12 protein-coding genes are annotated in these 16023 nt (G+C 61.4%); 6 read left to right on the forward strand and 6 right to left on the reverse strand.

The features are described from left to right. Nucleotides 1-1332: a lipoate--protein ligase family protein gene (locus BTIS_RS09380; RefSeq protein WP_245819399.1), complete on the forward strand. Its 1332-nt coding sequence runs from the start codon at nucleotides 1-3 to the stop codon at nucleotides 1330-1332. 103 nt (nucleotides 1333-1435) lie between these two features. Next, a complete protein-coding gene (locus tag BTIS_RS09385; RefSeq protein WP_094664843.1) occupies nucleotides 1436-2587 on the forward strand; it encodes a quinone-dependent dihydroorotate dehydrogenase in 1152 nt (383 codons plus the stop codon). Nucleotides 2588-2697: 110 nt separating this feature from the next. Here the strand turns inward: BTIS_RS09385 and BTIS_RS09390 are convergent, their stop codons facing one another. The 3 genes from BTIS_RS09390 to BTIS_RS09400 all read right to left on the reverse strand — a co-directional run bounded on the left by BTIS_RS09390 (nucleotide 2698) and on the right by BTIS_RS09400 (nucleotide 7171). After that, on the reverse strand, nucleotides 2698-3825 hold the full coding sequence (locus BTIS_RS09390) for an NADH:flavin oxidoreductase/NADH oxidase (RefSeq protein ID WP_094664845.1): 1128 nt from the start codon (nucleotides 3823-3825) through the stop codon (nucleotides 2698-2700). Nucleotides 3826-4015: 190 nt separating this feature from the next. Continuing rightward, a complete protein-coding gene (locus BTIS_RS09395) occupies nucleotides 4016-6235 on the reverse strand; it encodes a transglycosylase domain-containing protein (protein WP_169713085.1) in 2220 nt (739 codons plus the stop codon). A 216-nt stretch (nucleotides 6236-6451) separates the two neighbouring features. Next, nucleotides 6452-7171, reverse strand: a complete 720-nt coding sequence (locus BTIS_RS09400) for a Crp/Fnr family transcriptional regulator (RefSeq protein ID WP_094664849.1) — start codon at nucleotides 7169-7171, stop codon at nucleotides 6452-6454. Nucleotides 7172-7685: 514 nt separating this feature from the next. On the opposite strand from BTIS_RS09400, the gene BTIS_RS09405 reads away from it, so the two are divergent. The 4 genes from BTIS_RS09405 (at nucleotide 7686) to galK (ending at nucleotide 12868) form a co-directional block, all read left to right on the forward strand. Beyond that, the gene (locus tag BTIS_RS09405; RefSeq protein WP_094664871.1) at nucleotides 7686-8429 is read left to right on the forward strand and encodes a polyprenol monophosphomannose synthase; all 744 of its coding nucleotides are present in this window, start codon (nucleotides 7686-7688) and stop codon (nucleotides 8427-8429) included. A gap of 966 nt (nucleotides 8430-9395) precedes the next feature. Continuing rightward, a complete protein-coding gene (locus tag BTIS_RS09410) occupies nucleotides 9396-10199 on the forward strand; it encodes a DeoR/GlpR family DNA-binding transcription regulator (protein ID WP_094664851.1) in 804 nt (267 codons plus the stop codon). A 2-nt stretch (nucleotides 10200-10201) separates the two neighbouring features. Beyond that, the gene (gene galT, locus BTIS_RS09415; RefSeq protein ID WP_094664873.1) at nucleotides 10202-11452 is read left to right on the forward strand and encodes a galactose-1-phosphate uridylyltransferase; all 1251 of its coding nucleotides are present in this window, start codon (nucleotides 10202-10204) and stop codon (nucleotides 11450-11452) included. A gap of 168 nt (nucleotides 11453-11620) precedes the next feature. Further along, complete coding sequence (gene galK, locus BTIS_RS09420; protein WP_094664853.1) at nucleotides 11621-12868, forward strand: galactokinase; 1248 nt, start codon at nucleotides 11621-11623, stop codon at nucleotides 12866-12868. Nucleotides 12869-13208: 340 nt separating this feature from the next. Here the strand turns inward: galK and BTIS_RS09425 are convergent, their stop codons facing one another. The 3 genes from BTIS_RS09425 to BTIS_RS09435 form a co-directional block, all read right to left on the reverse strand. Further along, the gene (locus BTIS_RS09425) at nucleotides 13209-14573 is read right to left on the reverse strand and encodes a PFL family protein (protein WP_094664855.1); all 1365 of its coding nucleotides are present in this window, start codon (nucleotides 14571-14573) and stop codon (nucleotides 13209-13211) included. Between the two features lie 79 nt (nucleotides 14574-14652). Continuing rightward, nucleotides 14653-14925 (reverse strand): ACT domain-containing protein, encoded by a 273-nt coding sequence (locus tag BTIS_RS09430; protein WP_094664857.1) that lies wholly within the window; start codon nucleotides 14923-14925, stop codon nucleotides 14653-14655. A 496-nt stretch (nucleotides 14926-15421) separates the two neighbouring features. Next, a partial coding sequence (locus BTIS_RS09435) for an IS3 family transposase (protein ID WP_143248929.1) occupies nucleotides 15422-16023 on the reverse strand: 602 nt, incomplete at its 5' end.

Here is a 16023-nt window from a genome sequence, read left to right on the forward strand (position 1 = left end):
ATGCGGCAGAACGAAGAACGCGATGACGGCATGATTACGACACGGATCGTGATGGGCCGAGGCGAATGCAAGACGCCGAACGGCAAACTCGTGGCGGTATCCGTGCGTTGCGATGACGACGGCATTGTCGAAGCCCGCCTTGACGGCGATTTCCTGATCGACGATCTTGGCGACCACGGCTGCGGTGACAATCACAATGACGGCGATGATCGCGATAACGATGACAATCACAATGACGGCGACGATATGGCGTTGATCGCCGATCTGGAACGCACGATCACACGTCAGCACGTGCCGATCGACGAGTCGGGTTTCCGGGACGATGTGCGACGGGCCATCGACGATCATCCGGATTCCGAACTGATCGGCACCACCGCCGATGCGATCGTCGTCGCTACTTCGCGAGCGATCGCCGATGCGCGGAACACGGATATCGATCCTTGTGACACTGCTGACGGTCCTGCCAGTCCGGCCGTGAACAATGCCAGTCCCGTCACCGCCAACAGTGCCACCACACTCTCCGACCGCTGGCACGATCTCGCCCTGCACGTCGTACAGGATCCGCAACCGTATTCGCCGCCCATGCAGATGGCGCTCGATCAGGTGATCGCCCAGGCGGTGGCCGCCGGCGATCAGCCGCCGACACTGCGCTTCTGGAACTGGGGAGGACCAGCCGTGGTCATCGGTGCCTACCAGTCCGTCAACGGGGAAGTGGATGAGGCCGAGGCCGTACGCGAGGGATTCACCGTGGTCCGACGCATCACCGGCGGCGGTGCCATGTTCGTACGCCCGGACGACACCATCACCTACTCGCTGTACGTACCCGAATCGTTCACACACGGACTCGACGCTGTGGAATCCTACCGACTCTGTGACGAATGGGCGTTCTCCGCGCTGCACGCGCTGGGCATTCCCGCCGTGCATCAGCCGATCAACGACATCGCCACACCGTCCGGCGGCAAGATCGGCGGTGCCGCACAGCGACGATTCCGCGGAACGTCAGGTACCCCCGGTTGCATCCTGCATCACGTGACCATGGCCTACCGCATCGACGGCGAAGCCATGGGCCGAATCCTGCGCATCTCCAAGGAAAAACTCAAATACAAGGTCAACAAGGTCAAGGCCGTCGCATCGGCGAACAAACGCGTGCAGCCACTCGCCACGCAGACCGCACTAAGCCGTGACCAGATCATCCGCGGCATGGCCGATCACGCGCTCGCGACCATTCCCGACGCGCACCCCGGCATCATTCCGGATTCGATGCTTACACAGGCGCGGTCCCTTGCCCGAACCAGATTCTCCGATTCGGATTGGACCCATCGCATCCCCTGAGTCCCCTGATCTGGCTGATCCAACGACCGGCATCCCCGCCCGATTTCACCGTCATTCATCGTCAATATGGCATCTCCGTCCGCAAGCGTGTAAAAATGACGGTATGAGTTACGTGTCGCAGTCGCCAGTTCATAACGCCGTCAACAAGGTCAGTACCAATCTGTTCTCCTTCGCCTACAAGAACATCGCCAAGAAGGCGTTCTTCGCCATGCCGCCGGATCAGGCGCACGAGGCGATGATCTCCGGATGCGCATTGGCTGGCAAGGTGCCGCCGCTGATGTGGATGCTGCGCGAGATGCTCGACTACACGGATCCCGCACTCGAAACCGAAGTGATGGGCGTGAAATTCCACAACCCGTTCGGCCTGTCCGCCGGACTCGACAAGGACTGTCAGCTGCCCGCCGTGCTCGACGCCGCAGGATTCGGCTTCGAGACGTTCGGGTCCACCACGGCCCGCCCGTGTGCTGGCAATCCGCGCCCGTGGTTCCACCGTCTGCCCGAATACGGGTCGATGATGGTACATGCGGGACTGGCGAATCAGGGCTCGGCGAAGGTGATCGCCCGCGCCGAGAAGGCGTACACGAATGCGAAGACGTTGCGCATGTCCGCGTCCCTCGCCCGTACGAACGACAAGTTGGTGGGCGATCTTGACGAAGGCATCGCCGACTACCGTACGTCGTTGGAACGCGCGGTCGGCCGTACCGACATGATCGAGATCAACGTCTCCTGCCCGAACACCATGGCTGGCGAGCCGTTCACCAGCGATCCGAAGAATCTTGATCGTCTGTTCACCGCGCTCGACGAGGTGAGCCGTCCGCAGCCCACGCTGGTCAAGATGCCGTTGAACAAGTCCTGGGATGAGATGACTGCGCTGCTCGACGTGCTGGCCAAGCACAACGTACAGGGCGTGTCCCTGGCGAATCTGCAGAAGGATCGCACCGGAATGGACGACATTCCCAAGGACTGGAAGGGCGGCCTGTCCGGCGTGCCCTGCAACCGTGCCAGTACCGAACTCGTGGCGCGCGTATACCGCGACTACGGCGACCGATTCGCCATCGCCGGCATCGGTGGCGTGTTCACGCCGGAGCAGGCGTACGCGAAAATCCGTGCAGGCGCGAGCCTGATCATGTTCATTTCGTCGCTGATGTACGTGGGACCGCAGAACATCACCACATTGAAGCGCGGTCTGGTGGACCTGCTTCACGCCGACGGCTTCGACAACGTGCAGCAGGCGGTCGGCATCGACGTGCGCTGACTATGTACTAAATGACGATCAGCCCGATCAGGCGGTCATCCGGCCGGCCGATCGGGCTGATCTGCGCAGTGGCTCAGTGAGTCACCGATTATCACTCATCATGCGATCGATCAGTACGCGCCACGCACATACTGATCCGGATATCCCGCCGCCTCCCGGCTGAGACCGAGCTTGTACGCGGCACGCAACGGCCAATACGGATTGCGCAAAGCTGCGCGTCCGATCTCCACGGCATCCGCATACCCATGGTTCACGATCTTGTCGGCCTGCTTGGCCTTGGTGATCAGGCCAACGGCGGTGGTGCGGATATCCGCATGCTTGCGCACCTCCGCCGCGAACGGCACCTGATATCCCGGCTCGGCCGGAATCGTCACGCCGGCGATGATGCCGCCCGTGGACACGTCGATCAGATCGACGCCATGACTACGCAACGCCCGCGCCACGGCGATGGTCTGATCCAGATCCCAGCCGCCGGCCGCCCAGTCGGTCGCGGAAATACGCACGAGCAGCGGGGCATTGTCCGGCATCACACTGCGCACGGCATCGGACACCTCGATCAGCAGACGCATACGGCCAGTGAGATCACCGCCATACTCGTCAGTGCGCTCATTGGTCAGCGGATCAAGGAACTCACTAAGCAGATAGCCGTGCGCGGCATGGATTTCGATGGCCTGGAATCCGGCGCGGATCGCACGATCCGCCGCGGCACGGAACTGTTCGATGATGCCACGGATCTCATCCGTGGCCAGTTCACGCGGCGTCGTATATTCGCCGAACGCAATGGGGGAGGGGGCCACGGTCTCCCATCCACCGGCATCCAGCGGCACGCTCTGTCCCTCATATCCCACGGCGAAACTGCCCGTGGAGCCCTTACGGCCCGAATGATTGAGCTGCACGGCAGGCACCGCGCCGGCGTCACGAATGCCGTCGACGATCCAACGCCACGCCTCCACCTGATCCTCATTCCACAGCCCCACATCGTTGGGGGAGATACGGCCCTCAGGGCTTACCGCGGTGGCCTCGGCGATGACCATGCCGAAACCGCCGAGCGCTCGCGATACGTAGTGCTGGTAGTGGAACGGCGTGGGCTTGCCGTCCTGGGCGAACGCCGAATAGGTATCCATCGGCGGGAGCCATACGCGGTTGCGGATTTCCAGTCCGCGCAGGGTGAGCGGGTCGAAAAGATGCGGTCGGGTGTTCTTCCTGGATCGTTTGGTGGTTCGTTTATCAGCTGCCATGATAATTCGCTTTCGTTGGTTGTACGGCTGCCGCCGCTGGCACGCCTGCCCCCTCTCATGCCGACTTCGGCAATACAAAACAGGCGTAGGATTACTACCCTACGCCTGTTTTACCATATTGACGATCGTGAGCCGTCACCGGTTTCCGGACTCGGTCCGGATTCGACTTCCGGTGCCGGGACGGAGGGGATCACTGACCGTCTGTTGTTTCGCCCGTCGTTCCGGTGGTCCCGCTCGTCCCGGAGTTGGAATTCGTACTGTTCGAACGCGTGCTCGAACTTGACCTCTTCTTCGTCGTCGTGGACGATGACGAACCGCCGCTCGTGCGGATCATGTTCGGATCCGGATTGCCGTAATCGTTGTTCTGCGGAATGTTGGCGGAATTCAGGTAGTTCTCCATGAACTCCTTCCACGTCGGCAGTGCGATATCGGCACCGTACCAGGACGAACGATACACGCCGTTGATCGTGCCCTTGAGCGAGACGCCCGAGTTCTCGGCGTTGGTGATCAGCGCGAACGCGGCCACCTGCGGCACGAATCCGGACGTTGCCAGCTGCGTCTGCTCGCTCGTACCGGTCTTGGCGAACGTCTTGCGTCCGTTCGACAGCTGTGCGTCCTTGGCCACGCCCTGCGTGACGTTGAGGTTCATGGCGTAGGCGGTGGTCTGCGCCACCTCGGAGGAGATGGCCTGATGGCAGTCGGCGCTGGGCACCTTGTAGTTCTTGCCGGCGCTGTCGGTCACCTTGGTCAGGGCGATCGGCGTGCAGGCCACGCCGTTGCCGGCGATGGTGGCGTACACGTTGGCCATGGTCAGCGGCGACGACGGTTCCGTACCGATCACCATCGACGGGTTGTACGTGGTGATGTCGGTGCCATCCGCACGGTGGTATCCCATGGTCTTGGCCATGTCGGCGATGGACTTCAGACCGATGCGCTGCGCCATGGACACCTGCGTGGTGTTGTGCGACTGGTTGAGCGCCTGCAGCGGTGTCTCCGGGTTCACGGTGCCGCCGCCCGAGTTCTGCACATCGAACACGCCGGATCCGTTGGCATCGGGGATGGTCCGGTACGAGTAGTGCATACTGGTCGCCAGCGGTTCGTTGGCGGAGTTGCCGGCGTTGATCCATGCGGCGAAGTTGATGGGCTTCCACGTGGAACCGACCTGGAAGCCGGAGCCGCCGCCGTCCTTGTAGTCGACGGCGTAGTTCACGGAGGTTCGCGTGGTGCCGGGGGCACCGTTGACGTCGTAGGTGCGGTTCTGCGCCAGTGCGAGCACTTCGCCGGTGCCCGGACGGATTGCGGCGAGAATATTCTCGTAGCCACTGGGATCATCCTCCGGCAGGTTGTCGCGCACGGCGGTCCACGCGGAGTTCTGCGCGTTCACGTCAAGCGTGGTGTAGATGTTGAGGCCGCCCTGCCTGATGAGCTGGCGACGCTCCTTCAGCGTTTCGCCGAACACCTTGGAGTTCTCGATCTGACGGATCGCGTAGTCGCAGAAGTATGCGGCGTTGCCGGCCGCCTGGCAGCCGACGGACACGTCCTGCACATGCAGGGTGTCGGCGATCGGGATCTTCTTGGCGGCGTCGGTTTCGCTCTTGTCGACGAAGCCCCACTGGCTCATCAGATCAAGCGTGATGTTGCGCTGCTTCTCCGACTCCGTCGGATTCACGGTCGGATCGTAGTTGGCGGGGTTCTTGGTGATGGCCGCGATCGTGGCGGACTCCACCAGATTCAGTTCGGACGCGCTCTTGGAGAAGTAGTGTCGGGCGGCGGTCTCCACACCGTATACGCTCTTGCCGAACTGTGCGATGTTGAGGTAGCCCTGCAGAATCTCCTGCTTGGAATACTTCTTTTCGAGTTCCACGGAGATGAGCATCTCGCGCAGCTTGCGGGCGATCGTCTCCTCCTGCGCGTGATAGGCCTCGATCGGATCGTTGTCCTCGAGGGCCTGATCGATGAGGATGTTCTTCACGTACTGCTGGGTAAGGGTCGATCCTCCCTGGGTGTCGCCCTTCTTCACGTATGTCTGCACGAACGCTCGTGCGATGCCCTGCGGGTCGATGCCGCTGTGATCCCAGAAACGGTGGTCCTCACGTGCCACCACGGCCTTCTGCATGTAGTCCGAAATGTTCTTCAGCGGCACGATGATGCGGTTCTGCTCATAGAACGTCGCCAGCACGGTGGTGCCATCGGACGCGTACATGCGTGACTGCTGTGGCAGGTCGGCCAAATCGAAGTCGATGTCTTCGGCCTTCAGCGAGGATGTCAGGCTCTTGGTCATGGCGTTCGCACCCATGACGGCGGGCAGCAGGAATCCGGAGGCCACCACGCCGCCTGCGACGCAGAACATGATGTAGGCAAGGATCAGCGTGAACACACGACGAGCTGTCTTTGGTTTCTTTTCGGGCATGGTGCCCATTGTAAAGTGGTGGGCCTACCTTTCGACCATTCGATTGCAATCTTCACGGCACTGTCATTCCCGCAAAATTCGCTGGGAATACGCTGATGTGCCGTATGGGTGGATGGGCCGATACGTCGTACTGACATCTTGCCTATGTGCCGTGCGATTGCCTTGCCGATGTGCCTTGCCGGCGTGCTACTGCTGCGCTGCTCCGCTACTGACGTACTACTGATGCGCCCGGCGAATCAGCTTGCCCGGCTGATAGATGATGATCGTCCTGCCCCTGCGGGAGATCCACCCACGCTGCGTGAATTCCATCAACGCCTTGTTCACCGTCTCGCGGGAGGCACCCACCAGCTGCGCCATCTCCTCCTGCGTCAGATCGTGCGGCACCACCAGACCGTCCTCGCTGGGCTCGCCGAAACGCTGCGCCAAATCGATGAGCGTCTTCGCCAGTCGTCCGGGAACGTCCATGAACACCAGATCGGCGATGCGTTCGTTATTGAGTCGTGCGCGATTGCCCATCACCTGCAGCATGTCGATGGCAACGCGGGGGTGCTCGTCGAGCCAGGCGAACAGTGCGGCGCGCTCCAGCGAGGCGACGATCGTGCCGTTGGTCATGACGATAGCCGACGCCGTACGGGGGCCGCCGGTCGGATCGAATACGGGAATCTCGCCGAGCAGCTCGCCGCGTCCGGTGATCGACAGCAGATGAATGCGGTGGTCGGTCGACTCTCGCGTGAGCTTCACTCGACCCGTCTCCACCAGATACATACGGTGGTCCGTATCCCCCTCGTGGAATATGGCGTCACCCTTGGAATAATAGCGTCGTTGGAGATGCGGCAGCAGCTGGTCGGCCTCTTCGGGGCGCACCTGCTTGAACAGGGCGGTGTGAAGAAGGGCGTCGCGTTGGCTTTCCAGGTCGTCGGTAGCGCGAATCACCAAGCGTCAACCTCCATCGTTGAGTCCCGTATGATTTTTTCAATCTATTAGTCTAGCGCGCGCGGTGGGGGCCGAATATCCTGTTGAATGGATTTGCCAACGGAAAAACAGTCGGTAAACATCGGAAAACGATGTGCCGGTGACGGGCGGTTGTTGTTCCATGTACGCGCATGATAATGCATATATAAATAAGGAATCGGATATGGCGAACACGGCGGTTGCGGCGGGTGAGGACGACGATGAGAGGCGTTTGGACGGATGTCCGGGGAACGATGTGAGCGTTTCGCATTGTGGAAGTCCAACGATTGACGTGAACAGTGGTTCGGGCGCTGATGACGACAATACGATTGTTGGGGATGGCGGTATGAGTGTTGGGGATGGCGGTATGACCATGACCGCTGTCGGTGCCGAGGATATTGATGAAGGCTTCGTTGATGGTGGTGCCGGGGGTGCTGGCGCTGATGTCGCTGGTGTTGGTGATGCCGCTATCTCCGGCGGCGCCTCCGTTGTGGTGGTGATGCCCACGTACAACGAGAAGGACAATCTGCCCGTCACGATTCCCGCCGTGCTGCGACATTGCCCCGACGTGCACGTTCTGGTCGTCGACGACAATTCTCCTGACGGCACGGGCGATCTTGCCGACGCGATGGCCGACGACGATCCGCGCATCCATGTGCTGCACAGGGCGGGCAAGGGCGGACTTGGTCCTGCGTATCTGGCCGGTTTCCGGTGGGCATTGGATCGTGGATACGACGTGATCTGCGAGATGGATATGGATGGTTCGCATCGTCCGCAGGATCTGCCGCGATTGCTTGCCCCGTTGCTGGGGGTGAGCGGTCGTGGTGGGGCCGGAGCTCGGTATGCCGGGAGGGTTGATCTGGTGATCGGATCGCGGCGTGTGCGTGGCGGCCGTTCGGAGGGATGGCCGTGGTATCGCAATCTGATCTCATCATGCGGATCGCTGTATGCGCGTATCATGCTCGGCTCCCGCGTGCACGATATGACCGCCGGATTCCGTGCGTATCGTGCATCGATGTTGCGTTCTGTTCGTTTGAATGAGGTCGAAGCCGGCGGATACGTGTTCCAGATCGATATGACCCGACGTGTGCTGGCCGCTGGTGGCGTGATCCGGGAAGTTCCGATCGTCTTTCCGCAGCGCGTGCGCGGCGTTTCCAAGATGAGCTCGGCCATCGTGCTCGAGGCCATGTGGCGAGTCACCATCTGGGGATTGCAGCGCCTGATTCCGGCCCGACGTCGATAGGGCCCGACGCCGATAACGTGGGCCGGGGCGGTCCTCCTGATGGGAGGTGCCTGGACTCCCGTTTCTTCGCGGGTGAACTTCGTCCACAATGGTGCTTGCCGGGAGACGTCCGAATCGTTGCGCGCGACGAACAGTACGGTAGCAGTACGGAGTAAGGGGTGGTTCCTGCGTGGGGTGTCTGGATCGTTGATCTGGCTACGCCGGTTTTCCCTGATGGTGGTTCCTGATGGTGGTTCCCATGGCGGTGGCGTTCACCTCGGTTAATAGCGATGGCATGTGTCAGCTGCGGTTCTGTTGCGGACCCATTGCAAACCCGCAGCGAGGAGACTGCCTTGCTGCGGGTTGGTGTGATGTCCGTGACGGATCCGCAGTGTGGGTTGGGTTGTGTTGCGGGTCTGTTATCTGTTCGCGTCCAACCCGCAGTGAAGGATCCCGCTGTCTGCGGGTTGGTGTGGTGTTCGTGACCAATCCGCAGTTTGTCCGAGGTGGTGCTCTGCTCCTGCTGCGGGTTTGCGTCAGTTTCGTGACTGACCTGCAGCGGGGAGACTGCTTTGCTGCGGGTTGGTGTGATGTTCGTGACGAGCCCGCAGTGTGAGAGCGTGGGCTGTGGATTCATGATCTGCGGCATGACGACATATGCGTGGACCGTTCGACTGGGATCAGTGGTGGTGCACCTTGTACGTTTTCGCAGTGCTTTGAACCCTCCGGCTACGTTGTGTCTGTGCACTGTCCCGAATCATGATCGGGGTTCGATGCGGTTACGTTGTGCTCCGACCCGGTGGCATGGCGTAACCGATGTTCGCTGGGTTATGGTGCGTGCCTTTTCCGTTCCGGATCGTAATCGCAGATCCCGCCGGTTGCGATCGGGTGCGGGTTGACGTGGGATCGTGTGGGATGCTGACGATCCGGCAAGAATAATGTTCGGTTGATTTTACTTTTTGATAGGTTGTGTGCGATAATGTTCGTATGATTTCCTCTCATAGACAACATGTGATCCTGAGCAGACTGCGCACGCGCGGTGCCGTTCGCATCACTGCGCTCAGCAAGGAGCTCGGCGTCTCATCAATGACGATCCGCCGAGACATCGCCGAGCTTGCGGATAAGGGGCTGCTCAAACGCGTGCATGGCGGAGCCGTGACCACCAGCACGTTGCTTGCCGAACCGTTGTTCTCCGTCAAGTCCCAGATGGACATCGGTCTCAAGGACGCCATCGCGCGTGCCGCCGTCGAATATGTGTCGCCCGGCGATGTAATCGCCATCGGTGGTGGCACCACCGCGTACGTGTTCGCCCAGCATCTGCTGGAAAGCGAGAACTCGTCGGGAATCACCATCCTGACGAACTCGATTCCCGTGGCGGAACTCGTGCAGGCCATGGAAAACAAGGACGCCGAGGTGATCGTCACCGGTGGTGTGCTCACCCGGTCCAACTCGCTCGTCGGACCGATCGCCGACAAGGTGATTTCATCGTTGCGTGTCAACACGCTGTTCCTCGGTACGCATTCGGTGTCCATGCCACGCGGATTCCTCACACCGAACTCGTTGGAGTCGGCGACCGACGCTGCCCTGATCAACATCGCCGATCGACGGGTCGTGCTGGCCGACCACACCAAGTGGGACAACACCTCACTGTCCATGTTCGCGAGTTTCGAGTCCATCGACGTACTGATTACTGACGATGGCTTGGATCCGAAATACGCCGAACAGGCCAAGGATTTGGTAAAAGATCTCGTTCTGGCCGCCCAGGACGAAACCGACAAGGAAAGAGAATAATGATGACAGAATTCGCGCAGTATGTTCCTGGCGAATATGCAAAGAAGCACATCCGCATCACTCCGACCACACTGGCCGACGGACGTGACTTCTTCTACCTCGACGATGATCCGGAATACGTTTCCGGAGCCAAGACCCGTGAGCTGACGGATCCTCGCGACCTGCCGTACCGCTTCAGCAACCAGCTCAACGCGGCCGGCGAGGAAGTGCCGTACGCGGCTCCCGAAATGCGTCGCGATCCGCTGACCGGCGACTGGATTCCCATGGCCACCGCCCGCATGAACCGACCGATTACCGCCGGCCCCGGCGCCACCGCGAAGGGCAATCCGCTGGCCGCGCGCAAGCCCGGCGACCCGTACCAGGACGGCGAGGTGCCGGATACCGACTACAACGTGGTCGTGTTCGAGAACCGCTTCCCGTCGATGGTGCGCGTGCCCGGCCGTAGCGAGGACGTCACGTTCGTGAACGACAACCCGCTGTGGGAGAAGAAGCTTGCCACGGGCCGTTGCGAGGTCATCTGCTTCGATCCCAACGAACACGGTCTGCCCGCCGATCTGCCGGTGTCCCGACTGCGCACGGTCGTTGAGGCCTGGGCGTTCCGCACCGCCGAGATCTCCAAGATGGAAGGCATCGAGCAGATCTTCCCGTTCGAGAACCACGGTGCCGAGATCGGCGTCTCGCTGGCCCACCCGCACGGTCAGGTGTACTGCTACCCGTTCATCGCCCCGAGGCTGGAAGCCGAACTCAAGCACACCGAGGCCTACCACGAGAAGACCGGCGGCAACCTGCTCAAGGACCTCATGAACGCCGAGATCGAAGCCGAGGAGCGCGTGGTGCTGCGCAACCACAGCTGGGTCGCCTACGTGCCGGCCGCCGCCCGCTGGCCTCTCGAGGTGCATGTCGCCCCGGTGCGCGACGTGCTCACGCTCGACGAGCTCAACGACCAGGAACGCTGGGATCTGGCCCAGATGTACTCCACGCTGCTCAAGCGAGGCAACGCATTCTTCGACAAGGGCGACGGCAAGGGCATGGATCTGCCGTACATCGCCGCCTGGCATCAGGCTCCGATCCACGATCCGCGTCGCGCGAACTACCGCCTGAACCTGCAGTTCTTCAGCTTCCGCCGCGCCGCCAACAAGATCAAGTACCTTGCCGGCTCCGAGTCGGGCATGGCCGCATGGATCTCCGACACCACGCCGGAACTCATCGCCAAGCGCTTCCACGAACTCGGCCCCATCGACATCGAAGGCTGATCGTCACACACATCCGTATACTGATCACGCGGACCGGGTTCCGATTACGATTATCGGACTCGCCCGGTCCGCGTGAATCATTTTTCCGGTTATCGTGACCATGAAGCCGCACCGTTGCGGCACGCTCATCTATCCATTCTGTCCATCCAAGGAAGGAACAATCACATCATGACCAACGTCGAATTCATCGCCCCGATCGATGCTGAGGACGGCGTCGCCCGCGCGACCGAGCTGTTCAAGGCCGCGTACGGCGAAGAACCCGAAGGCGTATGGAGCTCGCCCGGCCGCGTCAACCTGATCGGCGAACACACCGACTACAACGCCGGTCTGTGCCTGCCCATCGCCCTGCCACACCGCACGTACATCGCGCTCAAGCCCCGCACCGACACCGCCGTGCGCGTCGTCTCCGACATCAAGCCCGACGACGTCGTATCCGCCGACCTCGACGGACTGCAGGCCCGCGGCGTCGACGGCTGGGCCGCCTACCCGGTCGGCGTGGCCTGGGCGCTGCGCGAAAAGGGCTTCAACGTGCGCGGATTCGACGCCGCCTTCGTCTCCTGCGTGCCGCTCGGCAGTGGGCTGAGCTCCTCCGCAGCCATGACCTGCTCCACCGCGCTCGCCCTCGACGACGTGTACGGTCTCGGCTACGGCCAGTCCGACGCCGGCCGCGTCACCCTGATCAACGCCGCCATCAAGTCCGAAAACGAAATGGCCGGCGCATCCACCGGCGGACTCGACCAGAACGCCTCCATGCGCTGCACCGAAGGCCATGCCCTGCTGCTCGACTGCCGCCCCGAACTCACCCCGCTCGAGAACGTCTCCCAGCAGCCGTTCGACCTCAAGGCCAACAAGCTCGAACTGCTCGCCCTCGACACCCAGGCCCCGCATCAGCTCAACGACGGCCAGTACGCCGAACGACGCGCCACTTGCGAGAAGGCCGCCGAAATCCTCGGCGTGGCCAACCTGCGCGTGACCGCCGACGCCATCCGCGAGGCCGACGATCCGGAACAGGCGCTGCAGGACGTGCTCGACGCCCTGCCCGACGAGAACATGAAGAAGCGTGTGCGCCACGTCGTCACCGAAATCGAACGCGTGCGTGAATTCGTCAAGGCCTTCGCCGAAAACGACATTGAGGAGGCCGGACGCTTGTTCAACGCCTCCCACGACTCCCTTGCCGTTGACTACGAGGTCACCGTGCCCGAGCTCGACGTGGCCGTGGATGTGGCCCGTCGCAACGGCGCCTACGGTGCCCGTATGACCGGCGGCGGCTTTGGCGGCTCCATCATCGCGCTCGTCGACGCCGGTCGTTCCGAAGAGGTCGCACAGAAGATCGCCGACGAATTCGCGGCCCGTGGCTTCCATGCCCCACGCGCGCTCGCCGCCTACGCCGCCCCCAGCTCCGCGCGCAACGCGTGATATTTGCCGTTAGTGTGAGCCCTACCGTTAGTGTGAGCCTGTTAAGTGTGCGCCCTGCCGCTAGTGTGAGCTCACACTAACGTCACAGGCCACCAAAACGTTGAAATTCCAACACCCCCATTTTTTAGTGTGATCACACTACGGAGTGGGGGTGGTTCAGTATTTGGGCGGATTTTGGAGTATGGGATTAATGTGACTGATAAACAAATGATGCCTGAGCTCAAAAAGCTATTGAGCTCAGGCATCGGTTTCGATCTTTACGATCCCCTATTTACTACAATTCCGCAGTCTGCAGCTCTACAGTTGCAGTCCGCACCTCCGTCCCGCAGTTCTGCAGTCCTTAGTTCTTGAAGCTGTGGATCGGGGCGGGGATGCGGCCGCCGCGGGTCACGAACGCCTCGCACGAGGTCTGGTTCACCGGCATGATCGGTGCGTAGCCCATCAGGCCGCCGAAGTTCGCCATCTCGCCCACGCCCTTGCCTGCCACGGGGATCACGCGCACGGCGGTGGTCTTCTGATTCACCATGCCGATGGCCGCCTCATCGGCGATCATGCCGGAGATCGTGGCCGCGGACGTGTCGCCGGGGATGGCAATCATGTCAAGACCGACCGAGCACACGCAGGTCATGGCCTCGAGCTTTTCGATCGTCAGACAGCCGGAGCCAGCCGCGTCGATCATGTTCTTGTCCTCGGAGACGGGGATGAACGCGCCCGACAGGCCACCCACGTAGGACGACGCCATGATGCCGCCCTTCTTCACCTGATCGTTGAGCATGGCCAGCGCCGCCGTGGTACCCGGCGCGCCCACCTGTTCCAGACCGATCTTCTCAAGCACTTCGCCCACCGAATCGCCCACGGCCGGGGTCGGCGCAAGCGACAGATCGATGATGCCGAACGGAATGCCCAGACGACGCGAGGCCTCCTGCGCCACCAGCTGCCCCACACGCGTGATCTTGAACGCGGTGCGCTTGATCGTCTCGCACAGGAACTCGAAGTCACGTCCGACCGCGGCGTCCAGCGCGCGGGACACCACGCCCGGTCCGGACACGCCCACGTTGATCACGGCGTCGCCCTCGGTCACGCCGTGGAAGCCGCCGGCCATGAACGGGTTGTCATCCGGCACGTTGCAGAACGCCACGAACTTCACGCAGCCGTAGGAATCGTTGTCGCGAGTGAGCTCGGCGGTGTCCTTGATGATGTGGCCGAGCAGTTCCACGGCGTTCATGTCGATGCCGGTCTTGGTGGAGCCCACGTTCACGGACGAGCACACCAGATCGGTTTCGGACAGCGCCTTGGGCAGGGATCGGATGAGCAGTTCCTCGGCCGGCGTCATGGCCTTGGACACGAGCGCCGAGTAGCCGCCGATCAGGTCCACGCCCACGGTCTTGGCCGCGCGGTCGAGCGCATGCGCGATTTTCACGAAGTCGTCGCTGGTCTTGCAGGAGCTGGCGCCCACGAGCGAGATCGGAGTGACGGTGATGCGCTTGTTGACGATCGGGATACCGTAGTCGCGGCTGATCTCCTCGCCGGTCTTCACCAGATCCTTGGCGTAGGAGGTGATCTTGTTGTAGATGTTGTCGCAGACGGTGTCCACGTCGGCGGCCGCGCAGTCGAGCAGGCTGATGCCCATCGTGATCGTGCGCACGTCGAGCTTCTCCTGCTCGATCATCTGATTGGTCTCGTGGACCTCCATGATATTCAGCATGGTGTGCAAATCCTTTCGATGCTGATTCGGCTCTGATACGGATCAGTTCGGATCAGACGGTGGTTGATGATCGTGATGATCAGACGCGGTGCATCTTGGTGAAGATCTCCTCACGCTGGCAGCGGATGCGTACGCCGATGTCGTCGCCGAGGTCCTCGAGGTTGCCGACCATGGCGCTGAAGTCCTTGTCGGATTCGGAGTAGTCGACGATCATCATCATGTTGAAGAATCCGTCGATGATGGTCTGGGAGATGTCGAGCACGTTCACGTGGTGCTTCGAGAGGTAGGTGCAGACGCGGGCGATGATACCGACCGTATCCTGGCCGACGACGGTGATGATTGCCTTGTTCATGAAGTCCCCTTAAGGCCGACGTAAGAAAATACAGACTTTTCCATTTTACCTGGTGTGCGTGGGGCCGGGGTACGGCGTCTCATTAGGCCGCGCCGGCAGCCGCACCGAACCTGCGTCGGCAGCTGTGCAAACAGATGACCCCCAAGTCTGGAAAGTGCCCTCCAAAACAAGGAGATAACGACGGTAGAGTGGGTCATCATCACGTCCATGAATATCGTCTGCCCTCAGAATTCTCATCCCCTCGTAAGTAAAGAGTTCATGTACGCCCCCATATTTGGCATCCGCTAAGAGTATTCTGTGGAAAGGTGCAATCGGCGGATGCGGTTGCAAATTTGATGGACTTGACTGTTTGCCTTCCTAGGTGGGTGAAAGAGAGAACATGACTGTATCGGATTTATTGCGTGCGCTTAAGCGACACTGGCTGTTGGAAAGGGGGTGGTGACGTTTTGTTGGACTTCGTTGTCTGAATGGTCGTTCAGAACGATATCACATGTGTTCAGGCGACGAGCCCGAGCTGGATGCGCTTGTCCATGATGCTCATCCCGTATTCGAGTTTGATGCGCTTGTCCCGGTACCAGACCATGTACTCGTCCAGCATCGCAATGAACTCGTCGATCGTGACGCCCTGGAAGCTCCTCTTGTGGAAGAACTCCTGCTTGAGCCGGCCGAAGAACCCCTCGGCGGCGGCGTTGTCCGGGCTGCAGCCCCTCGCGCTCATCGACCTCGTCAATCCATGATCCGTGCAGATGCGAATCCATTCGGGCCACCGGTAGTGGCATCCCCGGTCGGAGTGGATGACGGGCGTCTGACCGGGTTTGAGCGTGGCGCACGCGTCCTCGAGCATCCCATTGGCCAGCGCGGCGTTGGGGCTGGTGCCGATCGTCCACGCGACCGGCATGCCGTCGTAGCAGTCGATCACCGGCGACAGGTACACCTTGCCCGCGGGGATCGAGAACTCGGTGATGTCGGTGACCCACAGCTCATTCGGATTCGCGGCGTGGAAGTCGCGGTTGACGAGATTGGCCGGCGCGCCGCCGATCTCTCCCTTGTAGGAGCTGTAGCGCTTCGCGCTCTTGAACACCGGCACCATGCCATGGC

The sequence above is a fragment of the Bifidobacterium tissieri genome (genome assembly GCF_002259645.1).
GTDB classification, from domain to species: Bacteria; Actinomycetota; Actinomycetes; order Actinomycetales; family Bifidobacteriaceae; genus Galliscardovia; species Galliscardovia tissieri.

Coding starts and splice junctions, on each gene's coding strand:
- BTIS_RS09380 (WP_245819399.1), top strand. CDS start 1: ATGCGGCAGAACGAAGAACGCGATGACGGCATGATTACGACACGGATC.
- BTIS_RS09385 (WP_094664843.1), top strand. CDS start 1,436: ATGAGTTACGTGTCGCAGTCGCCAGTTCATAACGCCGTCAACAAGGTC.
- BTIS_RS09390 (WP_094664845.1), bottom strand. CDS start 3,825: ATGGCAGCTGATAAACGAACCACCAAACGATCCAGGAAGAACACCCGA.
- BTIS_RS09395 (WP_169713085.1), bottom strand. CDS start 6,235: ATGCCCGAAAAGAAACCAAAGACAGCTCGTCGTGTGTTCACGCTGATC.
- BTIS_RS09405 (WP_094664871.1), top strand. CDS start 7,686: ATGCCCACGTACAACGAGAAGGACAATCTGCCCGTCACGATTCCCGCC.
- BTIS_RS09410 (WP_094664851.1), top strand. CDS start 9,396: ATGATTTCCTCTCATAGACAACATGTGATCCTGAGCAGACTGCGCACG.
- galT (WP_094664873.1), top strand. CDS start 10,202: ATGACAGAATTCGCGCAGTATGTTCCTGGCGAATATGCAAAGAAGCAC.
- galK (WP_094664853.1), top strand. CDS start 11,621: ATGACCAACGTCGAATTCATCGCCCCGATCGATGCTGAGGACGGCGTC.
- BTIS_RS09425 (WP_094664855.1), bottom strand. CDS start 14,573: ATGCTGAATATCATGGAGGTCCACGAGACCAATCAGATGATCGAGCAG.
- BTIS_RS09430 (WP_094664857.1), bottom strand. CDS start 14,925: ATGAACAAGGCAATCATCACCGTCGTCGGCCAGGATACGGTCGGTATC.